Genomic DNA, 17,762 nt, shown 5'->3' with positions numbered 1-17,762 from the left:
TCTAGTCCTCTAAAATAATTCGACCGCGGCGAGCGACGTCTTCATTCAGCAAGCTGGCGAAGTCAGAAACCGGCATGGCGCCGAGATCTTCACCCTTGCGTGTACGTACCGCCACGGCTTGATTCTGTTCTTCGCGTTCACCGACAACTAATAAATAGGGAACGCGGCGAAGTGTATGCTCGCGTATTTTAAAGCCAATTTTCTCGTTTCTCAAGTCTGTATCGACTCTAAAGCCTTGTTTCTGCAAATCCTGAGCAACTTGTTTGACGTAATCGGCCTGTTTATCACTGATGCCCATCACCATGGCCTGCTTGGGTGCAAGCCAGGTTGGGAAGGCACCGGCATACTCTTCAATCAGAATACCAATAAAACGTTCCAGTGACCCCAGAATCGCCCGGTGCAGCATCACAGGGACCTGTTTACTGCCGTCATCGGCAACATAACTGGCATCCAGACGGCCCGGCATGGAGAAGTCGACCTGGATGGTGCCGCACTGCCAGACACGACCCAGGCAATCTTTGAGCGAGAACTCAATCTTGGGACCGTAGAATGCCCCCTCGCCCGGTTGCAGATCCCAGTCCAGTTCTGCTGCATTGAGCGCCTGTTCCAGTGCGTGCTCCGCCTTGTCCCAGACTTCATCACTACCGACGCGGTTTTCCGGCCGGGTGGATAATTTAACAATGATTTCGTTGAAGCCGAAGTCTGCATACACTTCATGCAACAATTCTATAAACGTCGCCACTTCTGACTGAATCTGATCTTCAGTACAAAAGATATGCGCATCATCCTGGGTAAATCCGCGCAGACGCATCAGGCCATGCAATGTACCCGAGGGTTCGTTACGGTGACAGGAGCCGAATTCGGCCATACGCAACGGCAGATCACGGTAACTTTTGAGGCCCTGATTAAAAATCTGAATGTGGCACGGGCAGTTCATCGGTTTGACCGCGTAGTCACGGCTTTCCGAGTGGGTGCTGAAAATCATGTCACCGAACTTGTCCCAGTGGCCGGATTTTTCCCATAAAGTACGATCGACCACCTGTGGTGTGCGCACTTCCTGATAATCGTTGTCACGCAATACGTCGCGGATATAGTTTTCCACCACGCGATAAATCTGCCAGCCGTTGTCGTGCCAGAAGATCATGCCGGCCGCTTCTTCCTGCAGGTGGAACAGGTCCAGGCTCTTGGCGATTTTTCGGTGGTCGCGCTTTTCAGCTTCTTCCAGGCGGTGCAGATACTGTTTCAGCGCTTTCTTATCCTGCCAGGCTGTGCCGTATACCCGCTGCAGCATTTCATTATCGGATTTACCACGCCAGTAGGCACCAGCGAGTTTCATCAGTTTGAAGGCTTTCAGTTTACCGGTGCTGGGCACATGCGGTCCGCGGCACAAGTCGACAAAGTCGCCCTGACGATACACCGACAGCGTTTCGTCTTTGGGAATATCTTCCAGGATCTCGGCTTTATAGATTTCGCCCATATCGCGGAACATGTCGATACCGGCATCGCGCGAGATTTCTTCGCGGCGCACTGGCAGGTCTTCTTTGACCAGTTCTTCCATGCGCTTCTCGATCTTTGCCAGGTCGTCCGGGGTGAATCCCTCTGGATAAGAGAAGTCGTAATAGAAGCCGTCTTCAATGACCGGGCCGATGGTGACCTGTGCTTCCGGGTACAGCTGTTTGACGGCCTGTGCCATCAGATGTGAGGTCGAATGACGAATGATATCCAGGCCTTCTTCATCACGATCAGTGACAATCGCGACTTCAGCATCATCATTGATGACGTGGGATGTATCTACCAGTTTGCCGTTGACTTTACCTGCCAGCGCAGCACGGGCCAGACCGGCACCGATGTCATAGGCGATATCGTGAATGGAAACAGGATGATCAAACTGGCGTTGACTGCCATCGGGAAGGGTGACTGAAATCATGTTCAATTCCTTGGTTGTGGCCTATACGAGGGGCCTTAAAAACCAAAAAAGCACCTAGCGGTGCTTTTGGAAAACTGGTAGGCACGAGTGGATTCGAACCACCGACCCCCACCATGTCAAGGTGGTGCTCTAACCAACTGAGCTACGTGCCTGCCGGAGAAGCTGCGAAATTATACGCAGCCTGAGTCATATTGCAAGCCTTTTAAACCGCAACCGGTCCGATAGCCACTTTACGCAGATGTTCCAGTTCATCACGCAGCCTGGCGGCGTCTTCAAACTCAAGGTTTTGCGCATGCTTATACATAGCCTGCTCGATTTGATTGATGCGTTTGGCCAGTTGCTGCGGCGTGAGCGAGGCATATTCGGCCTGTTCTTCGGCGACTTTGGCAAACTGTTTTTTGCCGCCTTTTTCGGGCACTTCGTCCATGCCGGTGCGAATCGCCTTTTTAATGCCCTGCGGGGTAATACCGTGCTCTTCATTGAAGGCAATCTGTTTTTCACGGCGACGCTCGGTTTCCTCAATCGCTCTCTGCATCGAGCCGGTGATTTCATCGGCATAGAGAATCGCCTTACCATTCAGGTTCCGGGCGGCACGACCAATTGTTTGAATCAAAGATCGGTCACTACGCAGGAAACCTTCCTTGTCGGCATCGAGGATCGCCACCAGCGAGACTTCCGGAATATCCAAGCCTTCCCGCAACAGGTTGATGCCCACCAGCACATCAAATTCCCCCAGACGCAGGTCACGGATGATCTCGACCCGCTCCACCGTGTCGATATCGGAGTGCAGATAACGGACTTTGACGTTATGCTCGCGCAAATATTCGGTGAGGTCTTCCGCCATGCGTTTGGTCAGGGTTGTGACCAGTACCCGTTCGTTAACCGCAGTGCGTTTGTTAACTTCGGACAGGAGATCATCGACCTGGGTCCCGACCGGGCGGATTTCGACCTGCGGATCGACAAGCCCGGTGGGTCTGACTACCTGCTCGACCACGGTGCTTGAATGCGCTTCTTCATATTTACCCGGTGTCGCCGACACAAAAATCGTTTGAGGTGCCAGCTTCTCCCACTCTTCGAACATCAAGGGGCGATTGTCCAGGGCCGATGGCAGTCGGAAACCATAATCGACCAGCGTCTGTTTACGTGAGCGGTCACCTTTGTACATGGCACCAATCTGCGGCACCATGACGTGGCTTTCGTCGATCACCAGCACCGCATCATCCGGCAGGTAATCAAACAGGGTCGGCGGCGCTGCACCGGGATCGCGTCCAGACAGGTGCCTTGAGTAGTTCTCGATACCATTGCAGTAGCCCAGTTCCAGCAGCATCTCAATATCAAAGCGAGTGCGCTGTTCCAGCCGTTGGGCTTCCACCAGTTTGTTCTGTTCGTTTAACTCCTGCAGTCTCTCACGCAGTTCTTCCTTAATCGCATCAACGGCTTTGAGCAGATTTTCCCGTGGCGTGACATAGTGGGTTTTCGGGTAGATGGTGATCCTGCTCATTCGCTGCAACAATTCACCGGTGAGCGGATCGAAATAGCTGATTTGTTCGATCTCATCATCGAACAGCTCGACCCGTACCGCATCGCGTTCGGATTCCGCCGGAAAGATATCAATGACCTCACCCCGCACCCGGTAAGTACCTCTGTGCAGTTCAATATCGTTACGGGTGTATTGCAGTTCAGTCAGCCGCCGCAGAATGTCGCGCTGGCTGATGACATCGCCCTGCACCAGATGCAGTACCATTTCCAGATAGGCGTCTTTTTCGCCCAGACCGTAAATGCAGGACACGCTGGAGACGATAATCGCGTCCCGACGCTCCAGCATCGCCTTGGTCGCCGACAGCCGCATCTGCTCTATCTGCTCATTGACCGAGGCATCCTTGTCGATAAAGGTATCGGATGAGGGCACGTAGGCTTCCGGCTGATAGTAGTCATAGTAGGAAACAAAATATTCCACCGCGTTATCCGGGAAAAAGTCTTTCATTTCACTATAAAGCTGGGCAGCCAGCGTTTTATTGGGGGCCAGCACCATGACCGGACGCTGCACCGCTTGCGCAACATTGGCGACGGTAAACGTCTTACCCGAACCGGTGACCCCGAGCAGCGTCTGCCACATTTCACCGTTCTCCAGGCCTTCGATCAAAGCAGCGATTGCGGTCGGCTGATCACCGGCCGGAGAAAACTCGCTGACTAACTGCAATTCTTTACTCATACGTCTTTAGCATCGATTTAGTTTGGCGTATATTACAAGGGTTTATTTATCTTTCGGCGCGCTTTTTCAAGTTCGGTTGAAGGATAAATCTGGCCTTTTTGCTTAATTTAGTAACGTTTTACTGAAGGAAAGATTTTGACTATCAAGCTCTCCCAACGCGTTCAAAACATCAAACCCTCACCTACCCTTGCGATTACTGCCCGTGCTGCCGAGCTGCGGGCCGAAGGGAAAGATGTGATTGGTCTCGGTGCGGGTGAACCCGACTTTGATACACCAGAACACATTAAACAGGCTGCTATCAAAGCCATCAACAGCGGCATGACCAAATACACCCCGGTTGATGGCACTGCTGATTTGAAACAGGCGATTATCAAAAAGTTCGCCCGCGACAATGGCCTTGATTACGAAGCCAAACAGGTTCTGGTTTCAGTTGGGGGCAAACAGAGCTTTTTCAACCTGGCACAGGCCTACCTTCAGGCGGGTGATGAAGTCATCATACCGGCACCGTACTGGGTTTCCTACCCGGATATGACCCTACTGGCTGATGCCAAGCCGGTGATTATCGAAGCCGGTCAGGAAAATCAGTTCAAGATTACGCCGGAACAACTGGAAGCCGCCATTACTGACAAAACCCGTCTGTTTGTGATTAACAGTCCGTCCAATCCGACCGGTATGGCATACAGCCGGGCTGAACTGGAAGCCCTGGGTGAGGTGCTGCGCAAACATCCGGATATTCTGATCGCCACCGACGATATGTACGAGCACATCTACTGGGCGGATGAGCCTTTCTGCAATATCGTTAACGCCAATCCAGACCTGTATGACCGCACTCTGGTCATGAACGGTGTTTCCAAAGCCTACTCGATGACCGGCTGGCGTATCGGTTACGCCGCAGGCCCGGCTGAGCTGATTGCCGCCATGAAAAAGGTCCAGTCACAAAGCACCTCCAACCCCGCATCGATTTCACAGGCTGCTTCGGTCGAGGCGCTGAACGGTGACCAGGCCTGTATTGATGAGATGCTGGTCGAATTCAAGAAACGTCATGATTTTGTGGTGTCAACGCTCAATAGCATTGAAGGCATCGACTGTCTGGAAACCGACGGTACCTTTTATGTCTTCCCCAATATTGCCGGTGTACTCGATCAGAAACCGGCGTTGAAAGACGATATGGACTTTGCCGAAGCCCTGTTGGTAGATAAAGGCGTTGCCGTCGTACCGGGCAGCGCGTTTGGCCTTAAGAACCATGTACGCCTGTCTATTGCCACCAGTGAAGACAACCTGCGCAATGCCCTCGATCGCATTGCCGCCTTTATCGCTGAATAATCAGCTTTTCTGTTCTTTCTCGGACAGTTCCTCCTGTGGGGAGCTGTCCGACTCTGAACTGCCGGTTCTGCTCGGTTTTAAATCATTCTCGATCCATTCCCTGACCACATCCTGATCCCGCTTTCTGGTCAATTGCTCAGTATGGATATTGATAGGTTGAATCCGTGTATGCGGGCGATGCTCAATTCGAAATGAACGTCTCGCTCCCACCGGGAACCGACTCGGTCCATGGATCACTGCCACCCGCAACTCCAGTGCTTCAATCTCGTTCAGAGAACTGTGACTGTTAACCTCTTTGTGCTCAGCAAGCAACATGTTGCGGAAAGTCCCCAAGACAATGTAACCGCCGGAAAGTAACGGGCCCTGTCGCAGGCTTTGCTGGACATTTTGCTGCTCAGGATTGATACGCTGAAAATCGGTAACCGTGCTGGTTTGCGTATGGCCGTCCTGATAATGAACCGTAGCCTGTACGGTCTGCACATGGACCGGAAGTTCGCCCATGTTGACCAGCAGACAAATTGCATCCGGGTTATCGTTCTGGGCGTGATGAAAAACCAGGTAAGGCCGGCTGTTGCGACGATACTGCAAAAAAAACAGCTGGAAATAGATCACCCATATCACAGCCATGATCGCTGTGCTGATCGGTGCCAGAAACTCCACGCAAAACCTCCTGAATCGATCGTTTGTTTAGCGCAATTGAGTCAAACCTTACCGGCTTTGAAAACCGAAAATCAAACACTTAAGCCGGCTGTTTGTCTGATGGCTTTATGAATTGGAAAAAAATAGGGCTAATCCTTGACGCCCCCGGTTCAAGCCTCTATCATACGCATCTTTCTGTTCCCCGATAGCTCAGTTGGTAGAGCAAATGACTGTTAATCATTGGGTCGCTGGTTCGAGTCCAGCTCGGGGAGCCAAACAAGATACCCGAAAGCCCTGAAAACCTGTTTTCAGGGCTTTTTTGTTTCTGCTTCCGCCAATCATCTCCCCGCCTCACGATATCGATAATCTATGACTGCCTTCTCTTCTCTGCCCCTGTCCGTTCCACAGCTGGATGCACTGCGATCACTCGGTTACGAAACCATGACTGAAGTGCAGACACAGACATTGCCCCTGACACTCCGGGGTCAGGACATCATTGCTCAGGCCAAAACCGGCAGTGGCAAAACGGCTGCCTTCGGCATCGGACTCCTGCATCAGATCAATCCGCGCTTTTTCGGTGCTCAGGCCCTGGTCTTATGTCCTACCCGTGAACTGGCCGAGCAAGTGGGTAAAGAGATCAGAAAGCTCGCCCGCTTTATACCCAATATCAAACTGGTGCTGCTGTGTGGCGGCAAACCTATCGGACCCCAAATCGGATCTCTGGAACATGGTGCCCATATCATCGTGGGTACGCCAGGGCGCATTCAGGACCACCTGCGTAAAAACACCCTGAAACTGGATGGGCTGAAAACTTTGGTTTTGGATGAAGCTGATCGCATGCTGGATATGGGCTTTGCCGAGGTAATGAAAGACATCATTTCGCAGATACCGGCATCGCGTCAGACGCTGCTTTTCTCGGCGACTTACCCTGACGGTATCCAGCAAATCAGTCAGCAGATTCAGCGGAATCCTACCCACATTCGTGTCAGCGCCGAGCATCAGTCGACTGTGATCGAGCAGACTTTCTATGAAGTCGGCGAATCACAGCGCGATGACGCACTGATCGCCCTGTTTCAACACTACCAGCCTCAAAGTTGCGTCGTGTTCTGCCATACCAAGAAACAATGTGACGCGGTAGCACTGCTACTTCAGAAGCACCGGATTACTGCCCTGGCGTTGCATGGTGACCTGGAACAACGACAACGTGACCAGGTGCTGGTTCGATTTGCTAATCAGAGCTGCCCGGTGCTGGTAGCTACTGATGTCGCAGCACGAGGATTGGATATCAAATCACTGCAGATGGTTATCAATTACGAACTACCCCGTGATCCGGAAATCTATGTGCATCGTATTGGACGCACCGGTCGCGCCGGCGAAACAGGCCTGGCGATGAGTATTGTGACACCGCCGCAGACACCCCGGATTCATGCCATTGAAAAATACCGCGACCATACTTGTCACTGTGATGTGCTCTCATCACTTAAACCAAAGAATGACTTTGCGCTGACAGCGTCTATGGTGACGATACAAATCGACGCTGGTAGAAAAAACAAGCTCCGGCCTGGAGATATTCTGGGTGCACTCACAGGTGACGCAGGTTTGGCCGCTAAGCATATCGGTAAAATTGATATCTTTGACTTATCCAGTTACGTCGCCGTTGAAAGCGCCGTATTCAAGCAGGCTTTAAATTATCTGAATAAAGGTAAAGTGAAAGGACGCCCTATCAGGGCACGAAGTCTGCTGTGATCATAGTGGCAAAAGTGAATGTTACAGAGCCCGATATAAAGCCAGCCTTGTTCAGTAGACTTCCTCACTCCCCACATAATGGGGATGGCAGTGAAGCTTCGAATCAAAGATGATGACTTCAGGAATAAGAACCTTGTCACCTGGACGATGAGGTTCTGACAAGGACGTTACCCCCCCCCCCACCATCACAATAAAAACCTGACTGAATTTCGGCATCAGACTGAAACATGTTCTGTTCCAAATCGGCCAATTCAGACATCACTAAAGCCTGTCGTGCCGTTGGGTATGTGCTCTATTTCCAAGCCTATGAAAATGAGGTATATTTTTTACATAATAAACAAGGAAGTGAATTATGTTACCTACCCCAATCTACAATGCCATGCCTTTCATTTACCTGGGAACAGGTTTCTCTATTCCGTTCGCATTGGAAAACGTCTTTGCTTTCGCATCAGGCGTCAGCTTTGGTGTTGCCGCTTGTCTGATCATGCGAGCGCGCATGTGGATATAAACGGCTGGTCTTAACTGACGCGATCAGTCCGGCAGTATTGATCTTCATGGCGGGGCAGCATTGATAGTATCAGCAGGCTGATGACTATCAAAACATCAGTCCGACACCGAACAGCTTTTGACTGCCCCCATCGCTTCGTTGACAAGCGTTAGCCCTTTTCAGCGCAAGCAAAAGCCAGCGGGAGGGAAAACCCGACATCCAGAGAAACCACCCTGCGTTTAGCAGAAATCCAGGCTCAGACCGAAAAGTCATTGCCTGCCACTACCGCTATCTTTCAATCAGTAGTCTGGCAGCGATAATGCCCTGATAAAGGGAGGCTTAGGGCAAAGCCCATACTTTCAGGGCATCGCCCCCTTTAAAACCGAACAGTTTGTTTCCACCAGCTACAGCCGCAATATACTGCTTGCCACCAATCTGATAACTGATAGGGGGCGCATTCACGCCAGCTTCTGTGGCTCCGGACCATAGTTTTTCACCGGTTTCAGCATTCAGCGCAAACAATTGGCCGTTACCTTCACCACTGAAAACCAGTCCGCTGGCGGTGCTGAGCACGCCGCCCAACAACGGTTCGGGTGTTTTATGCTGCCAGACCAGTTCTCCGGTATCAATATCGATAGCACTGAGCAAACCATAACGCTCATCGGTGTTGACGGGTGACATGGAAGAATATTGCACACCGGCTTCCCCATCTTTGCCCTCCAATTGGTGCAGGCTGTAGGTGACCGGCCAGTGAATACCGGCAATAAACACCAGACGGCGTTCAGGATCCAGCGATACCGGGGACCAGTTAGAGCCACCCAGCACGCCAGGATAAATCACAGTCCCCTCTCTGGACGGAGACTGGAACATGTTCTGCTGAGGCACGTAGGCTTCACTTTTGAATATGAGTTCGCCGCTATGGCGGTTCAGCACATAAAACCAGCCGGTTTTGCCAGCCTGACCGACAGCCGGAATCGACTGACCATCACGTTGCACATCAAACAACACTGGTGGACTGGCGACATCATAACCCCACATATCATGCGGTACCTGCTGGAAATACCATTTCAGTTCACCGGTGGTCGCATCCAAAGCGACCAGAGAGGATGTATACAGATTATCACCGGGTCGAGATGACCCTTCCATCTGTGGCGATGGATTGCCGGTCCCGAAGTACAGGGTATCAGTCTCATGGTCGATGGCCGGTGTACTCCAGGCGGAGCCACCACCATAACGCCAGGCATCGGCATATTGATCAGCACTGGCTTTTTCGGATTCGATATCTCTGGGCAGTTTTTCACCATCCGGCGTGGCCTGAACAAAGTCCCCTTCCCAGCCCTGCTCCGGAATGGTATCGAATTGCCACTGCTGTTCACCGGTTTCAGCATCATAAGCTGCCATAAAACCACGGCGGCCGTATTTACCGGCAATTCCCACCACGGCGCCCAGAGGCGCATTCGGATCCGGTGAATCCAGGTGCAGGCCATAGCCGACACCGGTGATACCTATAATAACTTTGCCTTTGTACACCATGGGCGCCATGTTGAGGCCTGCACCAGAGGTCCCGGAAACTTCACCCTCGGTATCGCCCTCGAGAAGAGAGACATCTTCACGAATGCCACTCTTGCCCTTGGTGACATCCTGATCCCAGAGTTTGTTGCCGGTTCGTGCATCCAGCGCAATCAGACGTCCATCCACTGTGCCCATAAATACACGGCCCTGAGATACAGCCACACCACGATTGGCTGGACCACAGCACATTTTGCGGGTTTCATCCCAGTCATGCTGGTAACGCCACAAACGCTCTCCACTGGTTGCATCCAGAGCAACCACATCATTAAAAGGCAGGGAGACATACATGACACCGTTTTTAACAATGGGGGTCGCCTGGAAGGTGGCTTCAATACCACTGTTAAACTCCCAGGCTGGTTCAAGTTCTGCAACGTTGTCAGGGTTAATCTGGGTTAGCGGACTGTGGCGCTGGTGTAGCTCGTTACCCCCAAATAATGGCCACTCTACCTCTGTTTCCACCGAACAGGCCGGGATCAGCACGGCGCAGGTCAAAGCCCCCAGAATCTGCCTTATCCGCATTGTTTTCCTCTCAAAAGTTATTGCTTTCCTGAACAGGACAACAGTTCAGGCTGATTATCACCAAGCCAACGCAAATTTTCCAGTCACTGAGCGTCACTGCCTGACTGCTGCATTTTTGGTGCTTATTATATTTTTCCAACTAGAATAACATGGTCCTAATGAGTCTGACCTGCAGATATGGGCACATCCACGATAAGGAGTTTGAATGAGTCACAAGTTGCCAGATGAACATGCGATTCTCAGAATTATGGCACGGCCCAATGACGTCAATATAGCCGGTGATATTTTCGGTGGTTGGCTGATGTCACAGTGCGATATTGCCGGTGGCATTGTCGCCAGCCGACGCGCATCAGGGCGTGTAGTTACCGTGGCGGTCAAAGATTTCCGTTTTATCGCTCCGGTGCTCGTCAGTGATATTGTTAGTATTTATGCCGATGTTATCAGTGTCGGCACCAGTTCGGTCAGCATCAGTATTGATGTGTATGTAGAACGCAGACAGGCCGGTGAAGAAATCATCCTGCCCGTGGCCAAAGCAGAAATTGTGTATGTTCATATCAATGACGCCCGGCAACCGACGCCCATCGACTAAGTCATGTCATTAAAATATAGCTACGCGTTGAAAGTCGAAAACAATACAGTGTATTAGTACTGATTTTGTCAGGACGATATCAACCGGGTTAACCGTCCTGACTCTCGGTTCAAGCAACTGGCTTTAGTTCCTGCTCACAGCCGGTTTCAACCAGTCTCCTGATTCTGGACCAGTTCAAAAACAGCCTCCCCTGCTTATACCGAAGAGGGAAAAGGTCAGTCACCCTGAACGCAAAGGACGAACTCATTGGTTCGCTTCTTGCCAACCGTATTGCTGGGTTCAAGCGCTTGTTGCCGCCTGCTGTTTTTCAGCTGCCGCGCGATCCAGAATATTAACCGCCTCACTGGCGATGGGACTCAGCGCTTCACCATCAGACTGTCGATATTCGATAATCATTGTTTTCATACTTCGAGCCCAGAAGCGTTGGATATGGCTAGCTACACGCTCGGCAGCCTCCTCATCAGGATAAGCACCATTATTCGCCGCGATCTGATTGATCATGCGGATCAGGGTATCCAATTGGTTGTGACTCATTCCGGTAATTCCTCAGACTGCCCGGCGGGCTTTCTCATGTTGATCCTGACTATCTGGATCGTGATAAACAATATGGCGGCCATCGCGGGCAAACCCCACCAGCTTCATACCGACTTCCTGCGCCTGTTCCACAGCCAGTGACGTTGGTGCTGAAACGGCCACCAGGCAACCGAAACCGGCACTGGCGCTTTTCTGAACCATTTCATAACTGGCGCGGCTGGTCACCAGAACAAAGCCGTCATCTCGCGCATAGTCAGTTTTGGTAAAGGCACCAATCAGTTTGTCCAGAGCGTTATGACGACCGACATCTTCCCTGACCAAAAGAATATTTCCATCAAGATCGCACCATGCCGCGGCATGGGTTGCCCCTGTTGCCTGCTGTAATGGCTGGTGCTGATTCACTTCGGACAGGGCTTTCTGAATGGCTTCATCGCTGACCGCGACACTTTGAACCGGCTCAATGGATCTGATGGCCTGTTTCAGACTTTCCACGCCACACAACCCGCAGCCGGTTCGGCCCACCATATTCCGGCGGCGTTCACGCAGGGCTTCAAAGCGCTCATCGCTGATCTGAAGCCGCACAGTGATGCCGTTTTTGCCGGATTGCACATGGATATGACTGACTTCCTCGGCGTCAGCAATAATGTCTTCGGTAAGGCTGAAACCCAGGGCGAAATCCTGTAAATCATTGGGCGTGGCCATCATCACCGCATGCGAGATGTAGTTATAGACCAGCGCCACCGGCACTTCGACGGCAATATCGTCGTGCGTCCAGCGAGTCGCACGTTCATCTTCATGAACCGCAACTGCGAGATTGATGGCGTTTTCGTCTTTAATCTGCATCTATTGATACCTGTTTATACGTGTGTTTTGTGCTCATCACCGTGCAACAGTTTGAGCTGCAATTCCTCAAATGATTTGAAGTTCTGCTGCCACTCCGAGGGCTGGCTGACACGCTCGACCTGCACCGCGGTGACCTTGTATTCAGGACAGTTAGTCGCCCAGTCCGAGCTGTCGGTAGTGATGACATTGGCCCCACTGCCTGGATGATGGAAAGTGGTATAGACAACACCTGGCAACACTTTATCCGTAATCCTGGCCCGCAGTACAGTTTGACCGGCACGGCTGGTAATGCCTACCCAGTCATCTTCTTTGATACCGCGGACTTCTGCATCATGCGGATGTAGATCCAGTCGGTCCTCATCATGCCAGACCTGGTTGTCGGTTCGGCGTGTCTGCGCCCCGACATTATACTGCGACAGAATCCTACCGGTGGTCAGCAACAGCGGGAATCGACTGTTAGTTCGTTCATCGGTCGCCACATACTCGGTGACACTGAAACGACCCTTGCCAATCGGGAAGTCATCCACGTGCATGGTGGGCATACCGACCGGGTTTTCTTCATTACAGGGCCATTGGATACTGCCGAGTTCATCCAGACGCTGATAATTGACACCGGTAAAGGTCGGCGTCAGGCTGGCGATTTCATCCATAATTTCCGAAGGATGATTATAGTGCATTGGGTAACCCAGTGCATTGGACAAATCCATCGTGATTTCCCAGTCTTCCTTACCCGCCACAGCAGGCATCACCTTGCGCACCCGGTTAATACGGCGTTCAGCATTGGTGAAGGTGCCGTTTTTCTCCAGGAAAGAGGACCCTGGCAGCAAGACATGGGCGAACTTGGCCGTTTCGTTCAGGAACAGGTCCTGCACAATCAGACATTCCAATGAGCGCAGTGCTGTTTCCACATGCTGTGTGCCCGGATCCGACTGGGCGATATCTTCACCCTGCACGTAGAGAGCTTTGAAAGTACCGGCAATGGCTGAGTCAAACATATTGGGAATCCGCAGCCCCGGTTCATCATCAATCGGCACGCCCCAGACTTTTTCGAAATGGGCGCGGGCTTCGGCATTGGAGACATGCTGATAACCCGGCAGTTCATGCGGGAAGGAACCCATATCGCAGGAACCCTGCACATTGTTCTGCCCACGCAACGGATTCACACCGACGCCTTCGCGGCCGATGTTACCGGTCGCCATCGCAAGGTTGGCAATGCCCATCACCATGGTCGAGCCCTGGCTGTGTTCGGTAACACCCAGGCCATAGTAAATGGAACCGTTTTCGGCGTTGGCATAGGTCAGCGCCGCTTCACGTACCGCAGCAGCAGGAACACCGGTCACCGCTTCCACAGCTTCCGGTGAATGACGATCCTGCTTAATAAACTCACGCCAGGCGTTGTAACTATCCTTATCACAGCGTTTATCAACAAAGGCTTTGTCTTCCAGCCCTTCTGTCACTACCACATGAGCCATGGCGTTGATCAACGCTACATTGGTACCTGGTTTCAGCGCCAGGTGCTGTGCATTTTTCAGGTGCGGTGTTTTCAACAGATCGATATGGCGCGGATCAGCCACGATCAGCTGTGCGCCCTCACGCAGACGGCGACGCATCATCGAGCCGAATACCGGGTGGGCATCAGTTGGATTAGCCCCAATCACCATGATCACATCGGATTTCATCACCGAATCAAAGTTCTGGGTACCGGCTGACTCGCCCATGGTGACTTTCAGGCCATAGCCGGTTGGCGAGTGACAGACCCGGGCGCAGGTATCGGTGTTGTTGTTACCAAAAGCCGTACGCACCAGCTTCTGCACCAGATAGGCTTCTTCGTTGGTGCAGCGTGACGAGGTAATACCGCCGACACTGTCACGGCCGTATTTGGCCTGAATGCCTTTCAATTTCTCGGCAGCAAAGGCATAAGCTTCGTCCCAACTCACCTCCTGCCAGGGCTCATTGATGGCATTACGAATCATCGGCGATTTGATACGATCCTTATGGGTCGCGTAGCCGAAGGCAAAACGGCCTTTAACGCAGGAGTGACCATGATTGGCATCACCACCTTTGTACGGCACCATGCGCACCACTTTATCGCCTTTCATTTCGGCTTTGAACGAGCAGCCCACACCGCAGTAGGCACAGGTCGTGACCACACTGTGTTCAGGCTGGCCCATGTCGATGATGCTCTTTTCCATCAACGTCGAGGTTGGGCAGGCCTGAACACAGGCGCCGCAGGAAACACATTCGGAATCCATAAAGTCCTGGTTCTGTCCGGCAGCGACCTTGGAGTCAAAGCCCCGGCCGTCAATGGTCAGGGCAAATGTGCCCTGTGTTTCCTCACAGGCACGCACGCAGCGTGAGCAGACAATACATTTGCTCGGATCGAAACTGAAATACGGATTGGACTCGTCTTTTTCACTATCCAGATGATTTTCGCCACTGTAGCCGTAGCGCACTTCCCGCAGACCGACATCGCCGGCCATATCCTGCAGTTCGCAGTTGCCATTGGCCGGACAAGTCAGACAGTCCAGCGGATGGTCGGAGATATAAAGCTCCATCACGTTACGTCGCAATTTGCCCAGTTTTTGGTTCTGAGTGGTCACTTTCATGCCATCGTAAACGGTGGTGGTACAGGAAGCCGGATAACCCCGGTGCCCCTCAATCTGCACCGCACACAGACGGCAGGAACCGAAAGATTCCAGACTGTCGGTGGCACAGAGCTTGGGGATATTGATATCCGCGAGTGCCGCTGCACGCATCACCGACGTGCCTTCAGGTACCGTAATTTCGATACCATCTATCTGTACTGAGACCAGCGTTTCCGATAAACGCGCCGGTGTCCCGTAGTCTTTATCAGGGTTGAATCTTTCTACTCTCATACTGTCTCTCCTTGAGCTCTCAGCTCATCGGGGAAATATTTCATCACGCTTTGCACCGGAAACGGGGTCATGCCGCCCATGGCGCACAAGGAACCATCAATCATGGTTTCACAGAGATCTTCCAGCAACGTCCAGTTGTTATCGGCATTGTTGCCGGCACGGATGCGGTCAATTACCTCCACGCCGCGGGTGGAGCCGATCCGGCACGGGGTACATTTACCGCAGGACTCGACTTTGCAGAACTCCATTGAGAAACGGGCCTGTTCGCCCATATTGACGGTGTCATCGAACATGACCACACCGCCGTGGCCGAGGACCGCACCGACAGCAGAGAATTCCTCATAATCGACCGGTGTGTCCCACTGACTGGCAGGCATATAGGCGCCCAACGGTCCTCCCACCTGCACGGCTTTCAGTGGTCTTTCGGTCAGGGTGCCACCACCGAAGTCCTCCATCAGTTCACGCAGGGTGATACCAAAAGCCAGTTCTACCAGTCCGCCCTGCTTAACATTACCAGCCAGTTGCAAAGGCAGGGTACCGCGGGAGCGGCCCATGCCGTAGTCAGCATAAGCCTGACCGCCTTTATCCAGAATGAAAGGAATGGCTGCCAGTGATAGCACGTTATTAACAACGGTCGGTTTACCGAACAGACCAATAATCGCCGGTAGCGGCGGCTTGGCTCTGACTAAACCACGCTTGCCTTCCAGGCTGTCCAGCAGTGAGGTTTCTTCGCCACAGATATAAGCGCCGGCACCAAGGCGAACTTCCAGATCAAACTGCTTACCGGAGCCCAGAATATCGGCACCGAGATAACCCGCTTCATAGGCCTTATCAATGGCCTCATTAAGCAATTTATGAGCGACTGGATATTCCGAGCGCAGATAGATATAGCCCTGCGTGGCGTGCACAGCGAGGCCAGCGATGGTCATGCCCTCAATCAGCATGAAAGGATCGCATTCCATGACCAAACGATCGGCAAACGTCCCGGAGTCGCCTTCATCGGCGTTACAAACGATATATTTCTGCGCTGATGGCGTATCGAGCACGGTCTGCCATTTGATGCCGGTCGGAAATGCGGCACCACCCCGACCACGCAGACCGGAGGTTTTAACCTCATCAACAATCTGCTGTGGCTCGAGATTAAGCGCATTTTTCAGTCCCTGATAACCATCATGGGCTTCATAATCAATCAGTGACACCGGATCAGTGATGCCGGCACGGGCAAAGGTCAGTCTCTGTTGTTTTTTCAGATAAGGCAGTTCTTCAACCAGGCCAATACAATGCTGATCTTGCTGGCTGCCACTGGTAAACCCGGCATCAAACAACGCTGATACCTGTTGAGGCTCAACAGCCGCATAACCTACCCGGCCCTTGTTAGTCTCAACCTCGACCAGCGGCTCCAGCCAAAGCATGCCCCGAGAGCCGTTGCGGATAACTTCAACGCTGATATTACGCTTTTCAGCTTCCAACTGAATCGCTTCGGCCACTTTATCTGCGCCTAAAGAGAGCGCAGTAGTATCACAGGGCACAAAAATTCGGGTGCTCATCAGCCGGCCTCCTTCATCTCTTTCTGATGCTCGGCGACAAGCGCATCAAATTTATCGAGGCTGACCCTGCCGTGAATCTCATCATCGATACGAATCGAAGGGGCGGTGGCGCAGTTACCCAGACAGTAAACCGCTTCCAGTGAAAAGCTGCGATCAGCCGTAGTCTGATGATAATCGATGCCCAGTGTATTTTTAGCGTGTTGCTCAAGCGCGCGGCAGCCCATCGCCTGACAGGCTTCAGCCCGACAGATTTCGATAGTGTGCTGCCCCGGCGGCGTGGTGCGGAAATGATGATAAAAACTGATCACACCGTGGACTTCGGCACGGGTCTGCAATAATGACTCGGCGATCTGACTGACCGCCTTGTCCGGGATATAACCGACTTCATCCTGAATCGCATGCAGGATAGGCAGCATCGCACCGGGTTTATGCTTAAGTTTATCGATAATCTGTTGAATGGACTGCGTTGTCCACTCTTTGGCTGAACTCATTGTCTCTCTCCATCCGATATATGCATTTTCATGCATAATTAATGTTGTTTTTATGATTTTTATCTGGACATTAGCATAGAGACATCTAGATAAAAATATGATATTTGGATCATATTTAAATGGAGATTCAGCCTTATCGCCCGGGTCGATTATTGTCGCGTTTTTGAGTGTTTAAGTAGCTATCAATCAAGCTAAATCAGCAGCGGTTTAAGATAGTGCAGGAAAGCCCCCAACTGCACCTGGAATGTGCAATAAACAGCTATCATCTTTTTAGAAAAAACCTATCTCATTGAATTATAAGTACTATATTTTTTGGCACAGCTAATGCAAATAATCCAGTACAAACAATTTTTTCAGCTGCATGTTGTTTGTAATTTCTCTCTTGTCTACGTGCTGAGCCTTGGGGTGAACTGATGTTCACCCCTTTTTTTTGCTTGTGCGCTCGGTGCCTGAAGAC

Annotated in this window: 12 protein-coding genes and 2 tRNA genes; 4 read left to right on the top strand and 10 right to left on the bottom strand. The window is 51.9% G+C overall.

Annotated features, from left to right (window positions below):
• Position 1 precedes the first annotated feature (1 nt).
• The 3 genes from thrS to uvrB form a co-directional block, all read right to left on the bottom strand.
• Complete coding sequence (thrS, locus tag OMQ46_RS16035; RefSeq protein ID WP_266238500.1) at positions 2-1,927, bottom strand: threonine--tRNA ligase; 1,926 nt, start codon at positions 1,925-1,927, stop codon at positions 2-4.
• A 75-nt stretch (positions 1,928-2,002) separates the two neighbouring features.
• A tRNA-Val gene (locus OMQ46_RS16030) sits at positions 2,003-2,079 on the bottom strand.
• A gap of 50 nt (positions 2,080-2,129) precedes the next feature.
• Positions 2,130-4,139 (bottom strand): excinuclease ABC subunit UvrB, encoded by a 2,010-nt coding sequence (gene uvrB, locus OMQ46_RS16025; RefSeq protein ID WP_266238499.1) that lies wholly within the window; start codon positions 4,137-4,139, stop codon positions 2,130-2,132.
• A gap of 135 nt (positions 4,140-4,274) precedes the next feature.
• Between uvrB and OMQ46_RS16020 the strand changes: the two genes are divergently transcribed.
• Positions 4,275-5,462, top strand: coding sequence for a pyridoxal phosphate-dependent aminotransferase (locus OMQ46_RS16020; RefSeq protein WP_323135170.1), 1,188 nt, complete (start codon positions 4,275-4,277; stop codon positions 5,460-5,462).
• On the opposite strand, the gene OMQ46_RS16015 is transcribed toward OMQ46_RS16020, so the two are convergent.
• Positions 5,463-6,122, bottom strand: coding sequence for a hypothetical protein (locus OMQ46_RS16015; protein WP_266238498.1), 660 nt, complete (start codon positions 6,120-6,122; stop codon positions 5,463-5,465).
• 178 nt (positions 6,123-6,300) lie between these two features.
• Here OMQ46_RS16015 and OMQ46_RS16010 point away from each other — a divergent pair.
• Positions 6,301-6,376: transfer RNA gene (locus OMQ46_RS16010), tRNA-Asn, on the top strand.
• 94 nt (positions 6,377-6,470) lie between these two features.
• Positions 6,471-7,847 carry an ATP-dependent RNA helicase DbpA gene (gene dbpA, locus OMQ46_RS16005; RefSeq protein ID WP_266238497.1) on the top strand — a complete coding sequence of 459 codons (1,377 nt, stop codon included), beginning with the start codon at positions 6,471-6,473 and terminating at the stop codon, positions 7,845-7,847.
• An 826-nt stretch (positions 7,848-8,673) separates the two neighbouring features.
• Here the strand turns inward: dbpA and OMQ46_RS16000 are convergent.
• The gene (locus tag OMQ46_RS16000; protein ID WP_266238496.1) at positions 8,674-10,425 is read right to left on the bottom strand and encodes a pyrroloquinoline quinone-dependent dehydrogenase; all 1,752 of its coding nucleotides are present in this window, start codon (positions 10,423-10,425) and stop codon (positions 8,674-8,676) included.
• 205 nt (positions 10,426-10,630) lie between these two features.
• On the opposite strand from OMQ46_RS16000, the gene OMQ46_RS15995 reads away from it, so the two are divergent.
• Positions 10,631-11,014, top strand: a complete 384-nt coding sequence (locus tag OMQ46_RS15995; protein ID WP_266238495.1) for an acyl-CoA thioesterase — start codon at positions 10,631-10,633, stop codon at positions 11,012-11,014.
• A 279-nt stretch (positions 11,015-11,293) separates the two neighbouring features.
• Here OMQ46_RS15995 and OMQ46_RS15990 read toward each other — a convergent pair whose 3' ends face one another.
• From OMQ46_RS15990 to OMQ46_RS15970, 5 genes are read right to left on the bottom strand one after another with little or no spacing between them, the layout of a single operon-like run.
• Positions 11,294-11,548 (bottom strand): formate dehydrogenase subunit delta, encoded by a 255-nt coding sequence (locus tag OMQ46_RS15990; RefSeq protein WP_266238494.1) that lies wholly within the window; start codon positions 11,546-11,548, stop codon positions 11,294-11,296.
• 12 nt (positions 11,549-11,560) lie between these two features.
• A complete protein-coding gene (gene fdhD / locus OMQ46_RS15985; protein WP_266238493.1) occupies positions 11,561-12,391 on the bottom strand; it encodes a formate dehydrogenase accessory sulfurtransferase FdhD in 831 nt (276 codons plus the stop codon).
• A 14-nt stretch (positions 12,392-12,405) separates the two neighbouring features.
• The gene (gene fdhF, locus OMQ46_RS15980; RefSeq protein WP_266238491.1) at positions 12,406-15,267 is read right to left on the bottom strand and encodes a formate dehydrogenase subunit alpha; all 2,862 of its coding nucleotides are present in this window, start codon (positions 15,265-15,267) and stop codon (positions 12,406-12,408) included.
• Entirely contained in the window at positions 15,264-16,814 is a 1,551-nt protein-coding gene (locus OMQ46_RS15975; RefSeq protein ID WP_266238490.1) for a formate dehydrogenase beta subunit, read from the bottom strand. The genes fdhF and OMQ46_RS15975 overlap by 4 nt, the downstream gene beginning before the upstream one ends.
• Entirely contained in the window at positions 16,814-17,305 is a 492-nt protein-coding gene (locus OMQ46_RS15970) for a formate dehydrogenase subunit gamma (RefSeq protein WP_266238489.1), read from the bottom strand. The genes OMQ46_RS15975 and OMQ46_RS15970 overlap by 1 nt, the downstream gene beginning before the upstream one ends.
• Between the last annotated feature and the right edge of the window lie 457 nt (positions 17,306-17,762).

This window comes from Methylophaga sp. OBS1 (assembly GCF_026319365.1).
Note: the sequence above shows the minus strand (reverse complement) of the source record. Positions and strands in the feature narration are given on the sequence as shown.